The organism is Herbaspirillum sp. WKF16 (assembly GCF_028993615.1).
Taxonomy (GTDB): domain Bacteria; phylum Pseudomonadota; class Gammaproteobacteria; order Burkholderiales; family Burkholderiaceae_D; genus Herbaspirillum.
Genome location: NZ_CP118632.1, coordinates 2982618 through 2998132, shown reverse-complemented (window position 1 = coordinate 2998132; position 15515 = coordinate 2982618). Strand labels below are relative to the sequence as shown.

Here is a 15515-nt window from a genome sequence, read left to right as displayed (position 1 = left end):
ATTATACCCGATCCAGACCGCGCCGAGCCCGGTTTTCCGGCGAGCAACGAAGCCGCCGGAACCGGGCCGGATCAGCGTCCATCGTCGCGCGGCGGACGGGCCTGCTGCTCGCGCCGGCTCTGCTCCTGCTGATGGCGCGCCTGCTCCTGTTGTTGACGGGCTTGTTCCTGTTGCTGGCGCTGCTGCTGTTGTTGCTGTTGCTGCTGCACCTGCCGTTGCTGGTCGCGCGCCTGCTGGGCCTGCTGCATCTGCATCTCATGCATCTGCTGCTGGCGTTGCTGCACCTGGCGCTCCTGGTTCTGCTGTTGCTGGCGCTGCTCATTGGCCATCTGTTCGCGCTGACGCTGCTGGTCGTTGATCATCTGCTCACGCTGTCGTTGCTGCTGCTGCGCCTGTTGTTCCCGCTGGCGCTGCTGCGTCTGGACTTCGCGCACCTGGGCCACCTGCTGCTCGCGCGCATCCTCCCTGCGTTCGCGATCCTGCTGCATGACGCGCTGCTGCTGCGCCGGCATCGGCGCCGGTGGAGCAGGGCGCGCCTGCGGCGCTTGCGCAACCGGCGGGGCGACGTGCGCCTGGGCTGGAGGCGGTGCGCCGCGCGGCGCTTCCGGGCGGCCGCCGGCCTGCTGGGCGTTCTGCGGCGCCTGCGGACGCGGATTGCCATGGCGGGCATCGTGATGCCACACCACCGGCCGCTGGTTGACGGTCACGTTGCGGTTGACCGTCACGTTGTTGTTGGTGACGTTGGTGATGCGGGTCTGCGTCACCATCACCTGGCGCTGGCGCCAATCGGGACGCGCATCGCCGAAGGCCGCGCGCATCACGCCGATGCCGCTGCCGAAGGTGATGCCGACGGTCACGCCCGGGTTATAGTGCGGCGGGCGATAGCGGGGCGGCGGCGCCCAGTAGACCGGCTGCGCCGCCGGCCACCACCAGCTGCCATACGCCACCACCGGGTTGTAGTAAGGCACGTAGACCACCTGCGAGTTGATCGGCTCGATCATGATCAGGCCCTCATCGGCCACCACCCGCTGCTGCGGGCTGGACTGCAGCGTGCCCGCCACCTGCGCGCGCTCGCGCAGGTTCTGCACGGTATCCATCACCGCGCCCTGCTGCGAGAGGAAGGCCTGGCCCATCTGCTGCATCCAGTCCAGGCGATCGTTCATCATCGCCAGCACCGAAGGAAACTGCACCAGCGCCTTCACGCTGGGATCCCACGGCATCGGCGCCACCGACCTCGCCAGGCCATCGCCCTGCAGGCCGGGACGAGCCTCGACGAAGCGCTGCGCCTGCACCACCTCCAGCGGATAGGTCGACGCCATCAGCACCTGCGCCAGCAGCGAATCGGGATACAGCGCCACCGGCGCCAGCATCTGGTCCAGCTGCTCCTGCGTGTAAGAGGCGGGCGGCGGCGGATAAGCGGGGTAATTGGATTGGGCCTGCGCGGCGGGCATGCCCGACACCAGCGAAAACACCAGGCAAGCGGCCCAGGCCAGCGTCTTCTTGTTCATGTCGTCTCTCCTGAATTATTTGCCGCGCCGGAAAAATAACGAAACCTCGGCGCAGGAACGGTGATCTTATGGTCGGCCAGGACGGCCGCGCGAGGTGTAACGGAATTGCAAGCGATGTTTCAATCGGCGGGCAGCCGGCACCGAAGTTGCCAGCGCGGCAATAATGGAAGGTGCATGCGGCCGGTCAGGTGCTGGCGCATCGCCGGAGCAAAAGTTAAACTGTTTCCACAACGACATTCAAACATTCTTTGACGCAAGGGAAGAGCATGAGCCAACACCTGATCTGGCGGCGCGATGACTACCTCATCGACACCGATCCCGACCGGCTGGATATTCCACTGATCCACAGCGTGCTGACGGCCTCCAGCTGGTCGCCCGGCATCGACTTCAACACCGTGCGCACGGCCGTCGCCAACAGCCTGTGCTTCGGCGTCTACCGCGGCAGCCAGCAAATCGGCTTCGCCCGCGTCGTCACCGACCACGCCACCTTCGGCTACCTGTGCGACGTCTTCATGGTTGAAGACCAGCGTGGCCAGGGCCTGGGCCGCTGGCTGATCGAATCCTGCAACCAGCACCCCACGCTGCAAAAGCTGCGCCGCGTGATGCTCACCACTTCAACTGCGCCGTGGCTGTACGCGCGCTGCGGGTTCGAAGCGATCAATCGCGGGGATTTCGTCTGGCACATTTCGCGGCCGGATATCTACCAGCAGGGCGGGCAGGGGAATTGAGTACGTCGGGGGAGAGGTGGCCTGCCCTAAGGGAATCGAACCCCTAACCTACGGCTTAGAAGGCCGTTGCTCTATCCGGTTGAGCTAAGGGCAGAGACGGAAGCCGCTTTTGTCGTGGGACTCTTTCGGTGTGGCTGAAAGAGCGGCAAAACAAAACGATTCCGGAAAAGAAAAACGGGCTGTCATCGACAGCCCGTTTCATGTGTGGTCGGAGTACAAGGATTCGAACCTTGGACCCCCTGGTCCCAAACCAGGTGCGCTACCGGGCTGCGCTACACTCCGAGAGGCGAGATAATAACAGCATACGTTCGCCCAGGTCAACTTACTCTTTGCGCAAGCTTGTTCGCCTCATGCGGCGGGAGCCGTTTCGGGCGTTTCCGCTGCGGCCAGCACCTTGATCTCGACCAGCAGCTTCTTGATCTCGGGTACGCAGGAGCCGCAGTTGCCGCCGGCCTTCAGGCAGGCTGTCACTTCGCCGACTTCCTTCAGCTTGCGCGCGCGGATGGCGTCGCAGATGGTGTTGCGGCCAACGCCGAAGCAGGAGCAGACGGTGGGGCCGGCGTCGGCGCCTTTCTCGATCGGTTGGCCGACCAGGAGGCCCACGCGGTCGGCGTCTTCCAGCTTGTCCTTGGCGAACAGCCCGGCCAGCCACGAGCGCGAGGGCAGGTCGGGGCGGGCCGAGATGAAGAGGCACATGTCGATGCGATCATCCACCACATGCACGGCGCGGTAGCTGCCGTCGCTGAGGTCTTCGTATTCCAGCCAGTCGGCTTCGAGGTCTTCCACACCCAGCAGCTTGCGCGCCCAGGCGGCGTGATCGCCGATGTGATTGCGCCCGGCCAGCTCGAAGCGGGTGAAGTCGCGGCCCTGCACGCGGGTCCAGTGCGTGATCTGATCCAACGCCAGGTCGTGGCGGGTGAGGATGAAGCCGTGCCAGGCCACGCGGAATTCTTCGATCGCCACCGGCGTGTGCTTGAACTCCGGCTCGCCCGAGACCGGGTCCACCACCGGGTTGACCAGTGCGCCCACGCGCGCGTCCGAGGCCGACTGGCCGTTCCAGTGGATCGGCACGAACACGCTGCCGCGGGGGATACCGCCGCCGTGCTGCACGCGCGCCACCATCGCGCCCCAGCGGCTGGAGATGCGCGCCAGGCCGCCTTCGCGCACGCCATACAGCAGCGCGTCCTGCGGGTGGATGTCGATGAAGGCTTCGGGAATGTGGCTGGCCAGCGTGGCCGACTTGCCGGTGCGCGTCATGGTGTGCCAGTGGTCGCGCACGCGGCCGGTGTTGAGGATCAGCGGATAGTCTTCGCAGGCCAGGTTGGCCGGGCCGCGCGGCGCGGTCGGGACGAAGCGGGCGCGGCCGTCGGGGTGGCTGAAGCGCAGGTCTTCCAGCACCCGCGCGGCGCCGGCCACGCTGCCGTCGGACAGGCGCTGAACCGGCCACTGGATCGGCTGCAGGGCGTCGTACTGCGGTCTGTCCATGCCGGTCAGGCCCGAGAGCTTGAACACGCGGCGCGCGCCGCTCTCGTCGTTGCGGTGGACGGAGAGCCGCGCATGCTCGTCGAAGATGGCGTGCGGGCCGTCGAAATCGAAGCCGTCGAAGCCCATGCTGCGCGCCACGTCGCAGATGATGCGCCAGTCGCCGCGCGCCTCGCCGGGGGCGGTGAGGAAGGCGCGCTGGCGCGAGATGCGGCGCTCGGAATTGGTGACCGTGCCGTCCTTCTCGCCCCAGGCCAGCGCCGGCAGCAGCACGTGGGCCAGGGCGTTGGTGTCGGTCTGTTCGACCACGTCCGACGAGACCACCAACTCGCACTTCTGCAGCGCGCGCCGCACCAGGTCGGCGTCGGGCAGGCTGACCATGGGATTGGTGGCCATCACCCATACCGCCTTGACGCTGCCGTCCTCGATCGCGCGGAACAGGTCGACCGCCTTCAGGCCGACCTTGTCGGCCATGCGCGGCGAATGCCAGAAGCCCTGCACGATCTCGCGATGGGCGGCGTTGTCCAGCTCCATGTGCGCGGCCAGCATGTTGGCCAGGCCGCCGACTTCGCGTCCGCCCATGGCGTTGGGCTGGCCGGTGATGGAGAACGGCCCCATGCCCGGCCGGCCGATGCGGCCGGTCACCAGGTGGCAGTTGATGATGCTGTTGACCTTGTCGGTGCCGGCCGAGGATTGGTTCACGCCCATCGAGAAGCCGGTGACCACCTTCTCGGTATCGGCGAAGGCTTCGTAGAAGGCCAGCAGGTCGACCAGGTCGACCTTGCAGATGCGCGCCACCGTGGCCGGGTCGGCGCATTCGGCGTCGGCCGTGGCCAGCGCTTCGTCGAAACCGCTGGTGTGCGCCTCGATGAAGCCGTTGTCGCGCCGGCCGCGGTGCGCGAGATAGCTCAGCAAGCCGTTGAACAGCCAGACGTCGGTGCCGGCCTTCACCGGCAGGTGCAGGTCGGCCAGTTCGCAGGTGGCGGTGCGGCGCGGGTCGATCACCACCAGTTTGGCGTTGGGGCGGGTTTCCCTGATCCTGGCGATGCGCTGGAACAGGATGGGATGGCACCACGCTGCGTTGGAGCCGACCAGCACCACCATGTCGGCCAGTTCCAGGTCTTCATAGCAGACCGGCACCAGGTCCTCGCCGAAGGCGCGCTTGTGGCCGGCCACCGCCGACGACATGCACAGGCGCGAGTTGGTGTCGATGTTGGCGCTGCCGATGTAACCCTTCATCAGCTTGTTGGCGATGTAGTAGTCCTCGGTCAGCAACTGGCCGGAGACGTACAGCGCCACTGCATCCGGGCCGTGCTCGGCGATGATGGCGGAGAATTTCGCGGCCACGGTGTCGATGGCCTCGTCCCACGCCACCCGCCGCATGTTGCCCTGGGCGTCGCGCATCTTGGGGTGCAGCAGGCGGCCGTCGAGGTCCACCGTTTCGCCCAGCGCCGAGCCCTTCACGCACAGCCGCCCCTTGTTGGCGGGATGCGCATCGTCGCCCTTGACGCCGATGCTGCCGTCTTCCTTCATCGAGGCCGACACGCCGCAGCCCACGCCGCAATAGGGGCAGGTGGTGCGGGTGGTCGCCACGGCGATCGCGATGGGGGTGTGGGACAGGTTCACGTTGCGTTTCCTCTTATGCGGCCTTCTGGCACATTGCTTCCCCGAAGGGCAGCTCGCGGCGGAAGCCTGAGATATCGCGGCCAGCCTGGATCAGCTCGAAGTACCACGGGCCGTCCTTGACGTCGCCGTACAGCACCGCGCCCACCAGCCGGTTGCCGCGCAGCACCAGGCGCTTGTAGACGCCGCGGCGCGGGTCGCGCACCACAAGGTCTTCGGTGTCGTCGCCGCCGATGAAGTCGCCCGCCGAATAGAGATCCACGCCGGTCACCTTCAGCTTGGTGGCGGTGGCCTGCTGCACGTAGCGGCGATGGCCGGCGCCGGCCAGGTGCGCGCCGGCCACCCGCGCCTGGTCCCAGATCGGCGCCACCAGGCCGAAGGTGGCTTTGCGGTGTTGCACGCATTCGCCCACGGCATAGACGCGCGGGTCAAAGGTCTGCAGCGTATCGTCGACGATGATGGCGCGTTCGCAATGCAGGCCGGCCGACTTGGCCAGCGCGATGTTGGGGCGCACGCCGGCGGTCATCACCACCAGGTCGGCCGGGATCTCCGAGCCATCCTTGAAGCGCACCGCGGCGACGCGGTCGGAGCCGGCGATTTCAGCAGTGTCGGCATTGAGCAGGAAGCGCAGGCCCTTGGCCTCCAGCGCCTTCTTGAGCAGGGCGGCGGCGGGCTTGTCCAGCTGCTGGTTCATCAGCGTATCGGAGACGTGCACCACGGTCACTTCCATGCCCTGGCGCATCAGGCCGTTGGCCGCTTCCAGGCCGAGCAGGCCGCCGCCGATCACCACCGCGTGGCGATGCCTGCGCGCCGCCTCCAGCATGGCGTCGACGTCCTGGATGTCGCGGAAGGCGATCACGCCCGGCAGCTCGTGGCCAGGCACCGGGATGATGAAGGGCGTGGAGCCGGTGGCCAGCAACAGGCGGTCGTACTTCACCTCGACGCCGCTCCTGGACTTCACCGTGCGGCGGCGGCGGTCGATGTGTTGCACCGGATCGCCGGCGTGCAGCGCGATGTTGTTCTCGGCGTACCACTCGCGGGTGTTGAGCATGATGTCGTCGATGCCCTTGTCGCCCGCCAGCACCGGCGAAAGCATGATGCGGTTGTAGTTGCCGTGCGGCTCGGCGCCGAACACGGTGATGTCGTAGAGCTCCGGCGCCAGCTTGAGCAATTCCTCGACCGTGCGCATGCCGGCCATGCCGTTGCCGATCACCACCAGCGAAGGCTTGCGCGCGTTGTCGGCCGGGGCGTGCATGTCAGGCGCCGATCCAGACGCGGCCGGCGTCGATGCGCGCCGGCCAGGCATGCACCGAGTTGGCCGGCTCTTCCAGGCACTCGCCGGTCTGCAGGTCGAAGTGGTGCTTGTAGATCGGAGAGGCCACCACAATGCGCTCGCCCAGGCTGCCGACCAGCCCGCGCGAGAGCACCGAGGCTTCCGAGTTGGGGTCGTAGTTGCCGATGGCGAATACGCGCGCTTCCTTGCCCGCGTCGGCGCCGTCGATGACGTGGAACACCGCTACCTGCTGGCCGCCGATCAGCGCGCAGACGCCGGTGTTGGGCACGATGTCATCCAGGTCGCAGATGGGGATCCAGTTCTTGATTTGTTGGTCGCTGTGCATTTTTTCTCCTTGGCGTCTTGCGTCTTGCAACTGTGCGTCTTCGATACGCCGCTTGCGCGGCTACTCAGTCCGAACGGGGCTCTGTCCATCGACGGTGTTCGGATCCTGGCTCGCCCAATCCGAATGGGACTCTGTTTATCAAGAGTGTTCAAATCCAGGTTGATCCAACCCCGTTCGGACTGAGTAGCGGCGCAGCCGCGTATCGAAGGCGCGCCGATACCTCATCTCAAACCGCTTCGGCCACTACCGCAATCTCCAGCAGCTTCTTCTCCGCCAGCGTCGCCGGGCGGATCTGGCCACGCTCTTCGACGAAGCGGATGTTGCCGTCGGCCGCGCGGCTGTTGACGAAGTGGCGGAAGCGCTTGCGCGTCTCGGGATCGGTCACGGCCTTCTTCCATTCGCACTCGTAGGTGTCGACCACGCGCTGCATCTCGGCCTCCAGTTCGGCGGCGATGCCCAGCTTGTCGTCGATCACCACGCTCTTCAGGTAGTCGATGCCGCCTTCCAGGTTCTCGCGCCAGGTGCTGGTGCGTTGCAGGCGGTCGGCGGTGCGCACGTAGAACATCAGGAAGCGGTCCACGTAGCGCGTCAGCGTTGCCTCATCGAGGTCGGAGGCGATCAGCTCGGCGTGGCGCGGCTTCATGCCGCCGTTGCCGCACACGTACAGGTTCCAGCCCTTGTCGGTGGCGATGATGCCGACGTCCTTGCCTTGCGCCTCGGCGCATTCGCGGGTGCAGCCGGAGACGCCGAACTTGATCTTGTGCGGCGAGCGCAGGCCCTTGTAGCGGTTCTCCAGGCGGACCGCGAAGCCGACGCTGTCGCCCACGCCGTAGCGGCACCAGGTCGAGCCCACGCAGGATTTCACCGTGCGCAAGGACTTGCCGTAGGCGTGGCCGGTCTCGAAGCCGGCGGCGATCAGCTCCTCCCAGATGTCGGGCAGCTGGTCCACGCGCGCGCCGAACAGGTCCACCCGCTGGCCGCCGGTGATCTTGGTGTAGAGGCCATATTTCTTGGCGATCTGGCCCACCGCGATCAGGCCGTCGGGCGTGACTTCGCCGCCGGCCATGCGCGGCACCACCGAGTAGGTGCCGTCCTTCTGGATGTTGCCCAGGAAGTAGTCGTTCGAGTCCTGCAGGCTGGCGTGCTCTTTCTTCAGCACGAAGTCGTTCCACAAAGAAGCCAGCACGTTGGCGGCCAGCGGCTTGCAGATGTCGCAGCCCAGCCCCTTGCCGTGCTTGGCCAGCAGTTCATCGAAGCTCTTGATCTGGCCCACGCGCACCAGGTGATGGATCTCCTGGCGCGAGTAGGGGAAGTGTTCGCAGACGTGGTTGTTGACGGCCAGGCCTTGCTTCTTCATCTCGGCCTTCATCACCTGCGTCACCAGCGGCACGCAGCCGCCGCAGGCGGTGCCGGCCTTGGTGCAGGCCTTGAGCTCGCCGATGCCGGTCACGCCCGCGGCCACCGCCGCGCACAACTGGCCCTTGGAGACATTGTTGCAGGAGCAGATCTGCGCCGACTCCGGCAGCGCGTCCACGCCCAGGCCGGGCTTGGACTTGCCATCCGATTGCGGCAGGATCAGGAACTCCGGCGACTCCGGCAGCTCGATCTTGTTCAACATCATCTGCAGCAGCGTGCCGTACTCGGCGGCATCGCCCACCATCACCGCGCCCAGCAGGTGCTTGCCGGATTCGGAGACCACGATCTTCTTGTAGATCTGGCGACGCTCGTCGGTGAACTGGAAGGAGCGGCTGCCGGCTTCCTTTCCATGCGCGTCGCCGATGCTGGCCACGTCCACGCCCATGAGCTTCAACTTGGTGCTCATGTCGGCGCCGTTGAACTGCGGCAGCTCGGCCGCCTCATCCATGTGCGACAGCAGGTGGCGCGCGGCGGTGCGCGCCATGTCGTAGCCGGGCGCCACCAGGCCGAAGATCTTGCCGTTCCACAGCGCGCACTCGCCCACGGCGTAGATGCTGGGATCCGAGGTCAGGCAGCTGTTGTCGATCACGATGCCGCCGCGGTCGCCCACCTTCAGTCCGGCCTCGCGCGCCAGCTCGTCGCGCGGACGGATGCCGGCGGAGAACACGATCATGTCGGTCTCCAGGTGCGAGCCGTCTTCGAAGTTCATGCGGTGCGTGTGGGCCTTGCCGTCGACGATTTCCACGGTGTTCTTCTGCGTGTGCGCGGTTACGCCCAGCTCTTCCATCTTCCGGCTCAGGATGCGGCCGCCGCTCTCGTCGATCTGCACCGCCATCAGGCGCGGCGCGAACTCCACCACGTGGGTGTCCAGCTGCATGTCGCGCAGGGCCTTGGCGCACTCCAGCCCCAGCAGGCCGCCGCCGATCACCACGCCGCTCTTGGAGCGCCGGCCGCATTCCAGCATCGCTTCCAGGTCTTCGATGGTGCGGTAGACGAAGCAATCACGACGCTGGTTGCCCGCCACCGTCGGCACAAAAGGGTAGGAGCCGGTGGCCAGGATCAGCTTGTCGTAGGCCAGCGTCTGCGCCACGCCGTCCACATTCACCAGCACGCTCTTGTTCACGCAGTCGATGTGCTGGGCCTTGGCGTTCAACTTGAGATCGAACTCGACCGGGCTCTTGCCCGCCTCGAAGAAACCGGGCGCCACCAACGACAGGTCGTCCGCGCTCTTGCCCGAGAAGAATTCGGAGAGGTGCACGCGGTCGTAGGCCGGGCGCGGCTCTTCGCACAGGATGGTGACCTTGAGCTTGGCCGCGCCGCTCTCGGCCAGGCATTCCAGGAATTTGTGGCCGACCATGCCGTGGCCGATGACGATGATGTTCATGGGTAATCTCCTCAGGCCGCTACTTTGTTGTCCACGAGCACCGGCTCGTCGTTCTTGTCCGTCGTGGTGAAACGCACCGCCGCCGCGCACAGCGCCGAGACGGTCACCAGCACGCCCAGCGCCGACAGGGTCTGCTGGGTATCGCCCAGGCCCTTCATCAGGAAGCCCGCCAGCACCGCGCCCACGTTGCCGCCGGCGCCGATGATGCCGGCCACGCCGCCCAGCGCGCGGCGGTCGATGAAGGGCACCAGCGCATAGGTGGCGCCGCAGGCCATGTGGGTGAACAGGCCGAAGCACAGCATGGCGACCACCGCGCCGGCGACGCTGCCGGCATGGGCGAACCACAGCAGGCCCAGGCCTTCGCCCAGCATCAGCACGAACAGCAGGGTGGCGCGGCGGTTCAGGCCGCCGGCCGCGGCCACCTTGTCGGAGATGAAGCCGCCCAGGGCGCGGGCGAAGAGCGCCAGCAAGCCGAAGCTGGCAGCGGCGATGCCGGCCGATTCCAGCGACAGCCCGAAGTGGTCAACGTAATAGATGGCGGCGATGTTGTGGATGAAGATCTCCACGCCGAAGCAGGCGCCGTAGGTCACGAACAGCATCCATACGCGGTAGTTGGCGGCGGCTGCCTTGAAGCTGCCCCAGCCGCCTTTCTTGCCGCTCTCGATGGTCACGCCGGAGGCGCGCAGTTCGTCGAAATTGCCTTCCGGGCAGTCCTGGGTAAAGCGCCAGTACACTGCGGCCATGACGATCATCAGTACGCCCGGCACCAGCAGCGCCGCGCGCCAGCCCCAGCCGTGCGACACGCCGAGCATGACCAGCGCCGCCATCAGCAGCGGCATCAGGCCCTGCGCCACGCCGCCGCCGGCATTGCCCCAACCGGCGGTAGCCGCATTGGCGGTGCCCACCACATTGGGCGCGAACATCACGGAGGTGTGGTACTGGGTGATCACGAAGCTGGCGCCGACCGCGCCGATCAGCAGGCGGAAGAACAGGAAGCTCTCATAGCTCTGGGCGAAGGCCACGCCGATCACCGGCACGGCGCCGGCCAGCAGCAGGCCGGTGTAGGTCTTGCGCGGGCCGAAGCGGTCGCACATGGGACCGATGACCAGGCGCACCAGGATGGTCACGGCCACCGCGGCGATATTGATGTTGGCGATCTGCCCGGCCGTCAGGTTGAACTCGCCCTTGATCACCGGCATCAGGGGCGCGCAGGCGAACCAGGCGAAGAAGCAGACGAAGAAAGCCATCCAGGTCAGATGGAAGGCGCGCATCTGCGGCGTGCGCAGCGAAAACAACGCGATACGGTTTGCTTTGCTCATGTCCCGTTTCCTAAAAAGCAAAAAGGCGCCCGCTCGATTCCGGGCATTACCCCGGGTCAAGCGGACGCCATTGTCCTTGTGCGTTGCAGATCCATCGTTAGATCGGCATCAGAATTGGTTGGATCGCCTTTGATCCTGATGCGATATGAGCAAAGCCCGTGCCAGCAATGCTTGCAAGCCGCAAAGCCTTGCCGGCAGCGGATTTTGGCTAAAAGGGATGGGGCGGTGCGGCAGCGGGGCTCACGGGCTGTGCCCGGATATATATCACCGCATGATGTATTGAAGTGCATGCTGCGCGCAGATGGTGCAGTGCATTGCACCAGTGCGGGCGCGGCGGTTTCTTGCCGGCAAGGCAAGCCTGCCGCCGGATGTTAGTCTTCTTCGCGGGAGCTGATGTCGGCGCGTTCGTGGTCGCTCTTGCGCATCCACTGGCGGTGCAGGGAGTTCTCGATCTTGCGGCCCACGGTAAACAAGATGAGGATCAGGGCGGTCGCCATCAGCGCCACCGGCCACCAGCCCACGCCGCACACGATGCCGACCGCGGCCGTGACCCAGATCGACGCCGCGGTGGTCAGGCCGCGCACTTTTTCGGTGGCCTGCTCGTGGATGATGACGCCGGCGCCGAGGAAGCCGATGCCGGTGATCACGCCCTGGATGGCGCGGCTCACCGCGTCATGGCTGTAGCCGTTGGCGTCGAGCGCGAAGTTCATGCTGGCCATGGTGGCCAGGGCCGAGCCCAGCGCCACCAGTCCCAGCGTCTTCATGCCGGTGGGCTTGCCGCGCAGGTTGCGGTCGATGCCGATGGCGCAGCCGATCAGCATGGCGATGAGGAGGCGGTAAAAGATTTCCAGGAGATCGGTCATGGCCCAGGGGAGGTTGCCGGCGCGCGCGCCGTGTGGGCCAGATTGTAACCTCCGCCGCGGCGGGCACAAAAAAGCCCCGTCGCTTCAGGACGGGGCAATCAGGCATGGCGGGAGTATTGGAGGCTGCGCCATGCCTCGCTCAATCAATCGTTCATCATGTCCGGCCGTTTAGCGGCCGCCCGTGCCGGAGCCGCCGGCTCCAGCGCCGCCTGCGGCGCCACCCGACGCGCCGCCTGAGGCGCCGCCGCTATTGCCTCCGCTATTGCCGCCAGGCGAGGTGCCCATCGGCCCATCCTTCATGTCGCGGGCGTTGGGATTGGACTGTGTGCTGCGGTCCTTTTCGGCCTTGCTCTTCTTCGGGGTCTTGTGGGAAGACTTGGCGCCGTCCTTGTTGTTGGACATGCCGCCCGAAGTCGGCGGCGCGCTGTCGGGCGGCGCGCCCGGCGTCGCTGTGGCCTGCGCCAGGGCGCCGGTGCTGAAGGCCGCCGCCACGATGGCGGCGGCCAGGAATTTCAGGTTCGGTTGCAATGTCATGCCGGTCTCCTTGTTGGTTGCTGGCGTCCCGCGTTGTGCGGATCGTTGAGACCATGCTAGGCCTTGCGGCCGCTGCCCGCAGTCGGACGCAGTTCGAAACGCATGTCGGCGCTTTCGTACCCGGATGACGGTGCTTGCCGCTGAGCTCGCGGGCAGGCGGCGGTCGCAAGCCGGTGCATTCCGGCCGCGCGGGGCGCCATTTTGAATCCCGGCGCCCGCAATCCGGGCGCGGCCGGATCCGGCATCGCCCCCGGCCCGCGTGCGGGAGTGGGCCTGAAACCCGCACGGGGAGCGCCTGTTGGCACTACTGGCTTAGCCCGGCATGGGGTCGGGAGGGCTTGGCACGAGTCATGCTTAATCGATGCATTATGCATTATGCATAATCTGATCAAGCAATTGCCTCATCCCGCCGCCAGGCCGGACCGGGCCCTTCCAGGAGCGCATGTTGGAGAACCGTCTTGAAGTCAGCAACCTCAGTCATTCCTTCATCAAGTCCAACGATGAAGAGATCCGCATCTTCCAGCATCTCAATTTCAGCGTCGGCAAGGCCGAGATCGTCGCGATCGTCGGCCGCAGCGGCGCCGGCAAGAGCACGCTGTTCAACCTGATCTCGGGCTTGCTCAAGCCGACGGCCGGCAAGATCTCGCTGGGCGTGCGCGACGACGGCCGTCCCGGCAGCATCGCCTACATGCTGCAGAAGGACTTGCTGCTGCCCTGGCGCACCATCATGGATAACGCCGTGCTGGGCATCGAACTGCACCGCAAGGTAACCGAGGCCGACCGCACCCGCGCCAGCGCCATGCTGGCGCGCTATGGCCTGGAGTCGGTGGCCAACGCCTATCCCCATTCGCTCTCGGGCGGCATGAAGCAGCGCGTGGCGCTGTGTCGCACGCTGCTCTCCGACCCCACCGTGGTGCTGCTGGACGAACCCTTCTCCGCGCTCGACTACGAGACCCGCCTGATGCTGGAGAACGACGTCATCAGCCTGACCCGCAGCGAGGGCACCAGCGTGATCCTGGTGACGCACGACATCGACGAGGCCATCGCCATGAGCAACCGCATCGTGGTGCTGGGCGGTCGGCCGGCGAAGATCATGCGCGAGGAACACATCGAACTGACGGTGGAGGGCAGCAACGGCGAACGCGACGCCATCACCGCGCGCGGCGCGCCGGAGTTCCCGCGCTACCACAAGGAAATCTGGAACGCGCTGCGCGCCAGCGACGTGGCCAACGCCGCCGTGAACGCCTGAGCGGGAGAGAACCTATGAAAACCAAAAATACCGGCGCCACCGCCATCGTCGCCACTATCCTGGTGGTGGCCGTGGTGCTGTGGCAGATGGCCGCGCAGGCCAACCTGATCAACGGCCAGCTGCTCGGCTCGCCGCTGGGCATCTACCGCTCGGCCGTGATCGGCTTCACGCAAGGCCAGCTGCTGTTCGACACCTGGGTCACCCTGGTCGAGACCCTGCTCGGGCTGGTGGTGGGCAGCGGCCTTGGCATCGCGCTGGGACTGGTGCTGTGGTTCTACCCGCGCACCTCGTCCATCGTCGAGCAGTTCTCCATCCTGTTGAACAGCATCCCCAAGATCGCGCTGGGGCCGCTGATCATCATCTGGTTCGGCTCCGGCATGGTGTCGAAGATCTGGCTGGCCGGCATCTCGACCTTCGCGGTGGCCATCATCTCCGCCTGCGCCGCGGCGCAGGAGGTCGACCGCGACCTGCTGAACCTGTTCAAGTCCTTCAAGGCGCAGCGCGCCAAGATCTTCAGCAAGCTGATCCTGCCGGCCTCGGTGCCGTGGATCTTCTCCATCTTCCGCATCAACATCGGTTTCGCGCTGATCGGCGCGGTCGTGGGCGAGTTCATCGCCTCCGAAAACGGTCTCGGACACGCCGTGTTCGTGGCCGGTTCTCTGTTTGACCTCAATACCGTCTGGCTGGGGGTGATCATCCTCACGCTCATGGCGGCCTTGCTCACCTGGGTTGTACAACTGACAGAAGAAAGGGTTATTTCATGGAAAGGCGAACAATGAAGTCCATCCGCAATACACTGGGCACCGCGCTCCTGGCTATCGGCTGCGCCGCGGCGGCGCCATCGATGGCGGCCGAGAAGGCAGTGATCTACCAGGCCTTCCAATCGATCCAGTACCTGCCGCTGTACGTGGCGATCAACGAGGGCCTGTTCACCAAGCGCGGCCTGGAGGTGCAGAAGGTCACCGCCGGCAGCGGCGCCCAGGGCGTGGCGGCGGTCATCGGCGGGCATGCCGACTTCTCTCTGCAGGATCCGATGACGGCGGTGCTGGCCAACCTGAAGGGCGCCTCGCTGATCAACGTCGCCATGGTGGTGGCCGGCGTGCCGGTGTGGACGGTCGCGCCGGGCAATTCGCCGGTAAAGTCGATCACCGACCTGAAGGACCAGACCATCTCCACCGCCATCCCGCCCACCACCAGCACCTACCTGCTGCAAAGCCTGCTCAAGCAGAAGGGGCTGGACGCCTCGGTGAAGCTCAACACGGTCGCCATCGGCACCGAGATCTCACCGGTCACGGCCGGGCGCGCGGCCGCGGCCACGCTGTACCAGCCGCAGGTCGAGCAGGCCCTGGCCAACGGCTACAAGATCGTGCACGACTTCGCCAAGCAGTATGACGGCGTGTATGCCTTCTCCACCATCGACACGCTGAAGTCGACCATCGAGAAGAAGCCGCAAATGGTGCAGAGCTTCGTCTCCGGCATCGCCGACGCCGAGAAGCTGATGCAGGCTTCGCCCGAGGTCGCCTACAAGGTCGCCATCGCCGAGTTCCCGCAGCTGGAGCAAAGCGTGGTGCGCGCGGCGGTCAAGCGCATGCTGGACCAGAAGATCTATCCGGCCACGCCGTCGATCTCGAAGGAAGCCTTCCAGGCCGGCCTCGACCTGCAGATCTCGATCGGCAACATCAAGGCCGGACAGGTAAGCTACGACAGCGCGGTCGACAACAGCTTCGCCGAGAAGGCCGGCAAGTAAGCGTGCAGTATCCACGGCGCGGCGGCCGCGACGGTCGCTGCGC

At 66.1% G+C, this 15515-nt stretch carries 12 protein-coding genes and 2 tRNA genes; 4 read left to right on the top strand and 10 right to left on the bottom strand.

Features of this window, described 5'->3' with window-relative positions; translation table 11 throughout:
• Window positions 1–71: 71 nt before the first annotated feature.
• A complete protein-coding gene (locus Herbaro_RS13625) occupies window positions 72–1508 on the bottom strand; it encodes a DUF3300 domain-containing protein (protein ID WP_275010169.1) in 1437 nt (478 codons plus the stop codon).
• A gap of 266 nt (window positions 1509–1774) precedes the next feature.
• On the opposite strand from Herbaro_RS13625, the gene Herbaro_RS13620 reads away from it, so the two are divergent.
• Window positions 1775–2236, top strand: a complete 462-nt coding sequence (locus tag Herbaro_RS13620) for a GNAT family N-acetyltransferase (RefSeq protein ID WP_275010168.1) — start codon at window positions 1775–1777, stop codon at window positions 2234–2236.
• A 17-nt stretch (window positions 2237–2253) separates the two neighbouring features.
• Here the strand turns inward: Herbaro_RS13620 and Herbaro_RS13615 are convergent.
• The 9 genes from Herbaro_RS13615 to Herbaro_RS13575 all read right to left on the bottom strand — a co-directional run bounded on the left by Herbaro_RS13615 (window position 2254) and on the right by Herbaro_RS13575 (window position 12476).
• Window positions 2254–2330, bottom strand: a tRNA-Arg gene (locus Herbaro_RS13615).
• A 111-nt stretch (window positions 2331–2441) separates the two neighbouring features.
• Window positions 2442–2518, bottom strand: a tRNA-Pro gene (locus Herbaro_RS13610).
• A gap of 66 nt (window positions 2519–2584) precedes the next feature.
• On the bottom strand, window positions 2585–5344 hold the full coding sequence (locus tag Herbaro_RS13605; RefSeq protein ID WP_275010167.1) for a nitrate reductase: 2760 nt from the start codon (window positions 5342–5344) through the stop codon (window positions 2585–2587).
• Window positions 5345–5357: 13 nt separating this feature from the next.
• On the bottom strand, window positions 5358–6596 hold the full coding sequence (locus tag Herbaro_RS13600) for an NAD(P)/FAD-dependent oxidoreductase (RefSeq protein WP_275010166.1): 1239 nt from the start codon (window positions 6594–6596) through the stop codon (window positions 5358–5360).
• A gap of 1 nt (window position 6597) precedes the next feature.
• Window positions 6598–6960 carry a nitrite reductase small subunit NirD gene (nirD, locus tag Herbaro_RS13595; protein ID WP_275010165.1) on the bottom strand — a complete coding sequence of 121 codons (363 nt, stop codon included), beginning with the start codon at window positions 6958–6960 and terminating at the stop codon, window positions 6598–6600.
• Window positions 6961–7186: 226 nt separating this feature from the next.
• The gene (gene nirB / locus Herbaro_RS13590) at window positions 7187–9760 is read right to left on the bottom strand and encodes a nitrite reductase large subunit NirB (protein WP_275010164.1); all 2574 of its coding nucleotides are present in this window, start codon (window positions 9758–9760) and stop codon (window positions 7187–7189) included.
• An 11-nt stretch (window positions 9761–9771) separates the two neighbouring features.
• Window positions 9772–11079, bottom strand: a complete 1308-nt coding sequence (locus tag Herbaro_RS13585; protein ID WP_275010163.1) for an MFS transporter — start codon at window positions 11077–11079, stop codon at window positions 9772–9774.
• A 371-nt stretch (window positions 11080–11450) separates the two neighbouring features.
• Entirely contained in the window at window positions 11451–11942 is a 492-nt protein-coding gene (locus tag Herbaro_RS13580; protein WP_275010162.1) for an MgtC/SapB family protein, read from the bottom strand.
• A gap of 168 nt (window positions 11943–12110) precedes the next feature.
• Complete coding sequence (locus tag Herbaro_RS13575) at window positions 12111–12476, bottom strand: hypothetical protein (RefSeq protein WP_275010161.1); 366 nt, start codon at window positions 12474–12476, stop codon at window positions 12111–12113.
• A 442-nt stretch (window positions 12477–12918) separates the two neighbouring features.
• Here Herbaro_RS13575 and Herbaro_RS13570 point away from each other — a divergent pair, with 442 nt between their 5' ends.
• The 3 genes from Herbaro_RS13570 to Herbaro_RS13560 are packed head-to-tail and all read left to right on the top strand — an operon-like array spanning window position 12919 to window position 15472.
• Entirely contained in the window at window positions 12919–13725 is an 807-nt protein-coding gene (locus Herbaro_RS13570) for an ABC transporter ATP-binding protein (RefSeq protein WP_275010160.1), read from the top strand.
• Window positions 13726–13739: 14 nt separating this feature from the next.
• Window positions 13740–14504, top strand: coding sequence for an ABC transporter permease (locus Herbaro_RS13565; protein ID WP_275010159.1), 765 nt, complete (start codon window positions 13740–13742; stop codon window positions 14502–14504).
• Window positions 14501–15472: an ABC transporter substrate-binding protein gene (locus Herbaro_RS13560; RefSeq protein WP_275010158.1), complete on the top strand. Its 972-nt coding sequence runs from the start codon at window positions 14501–14503 to the stop codon at window positions 15470–15472. The genes Herbaro_RS13565 and Herbaro_RS13560 overlap by 4 nt, the downstream gene beginning before the upstream one ends.
• The last annotated feature ends 43 nt before the right edge of the window (window positions 15473–15515 follow it).

Bases quoted from the DNA above. Each gene is read 5' to 3' on its own strand.
- Herbaro_RS13625 (WP_275010169.1), bottom strand. From the start codon at position 1,508: ATGAACAAGAAGACGCTGGCCTGGGCCGCTTGCCTGGTGTTTTCGCTG.
- nirB (WP_275010164.1), bottom strand. From the start codon at position 9,760: ATGAACATCATCGTCATCGGCCACGGCATGGTCGGCCACAAATTCCTG.
- Herbaro_RS13600 (WP_275010166.1), bottom strand. From the start codon at position 6,596: ATGCACGCCCCGGCCGACAACGCGCGCAAGCCTTCGCTGGTGGTGATC.
- Herbaro_RS13580 (WP_275010162.1), bottom strand. From the start codon at position 11,942: ATGACCGATCTCCTGGAAATCTTTTACCGCCTCCTCATCGCCATGCTG.
- Herbaro_RS13575 (WP_275010161.1), bottom strand. From the start codon at position 12,476: ATGACATTGCAACCGAACCTGAAATTCCTGGCCGCCGCCATCGTGGCG.
- Herbaro_RS13565 (WP_275010159.1), top strand. From the start codon at position 13,740: ATGAAAACCAAAAATACCGGCGCCACCGCCATCGTCGCCACTATCCTG.
- Herbaro_RS13620 (WP_275010168.1), top strand. From the start codon at position 1,775: ATGAGCCAACACCTGATCTGGCGGCGCGATGACTACCTCATCGACACC.
- Herbaro_RS13560 (WP_275010158.1), top strand. From the start codon at position 14,501: ATGAAGTCCATCCGCAATACACTGGGCACCGCGCTCCTGGCTATCGGC.
- Herbaro_RS13570 (WP_275010160.1), top strand. From the start codon at position 12,919: ATGTTGGAGAACCGTCTTGAAGTCAGCAACCTCAGTCATTCCTTCATC.
- nirD (WP_275010165.1), bottom strand. From the start codon at position 6,960: ATGCACAGCGACCAACAAATCAAGAACTGGATCCCCATCTGCGACCTG.
- Herbaro_RS13585 (WP_275010163.1), bottom strand. From the start codon at position 11,079: ATGAGCAAAGCAAACCGTATCGCGTTGTTTTCGCTGCGCACGCCGCAG.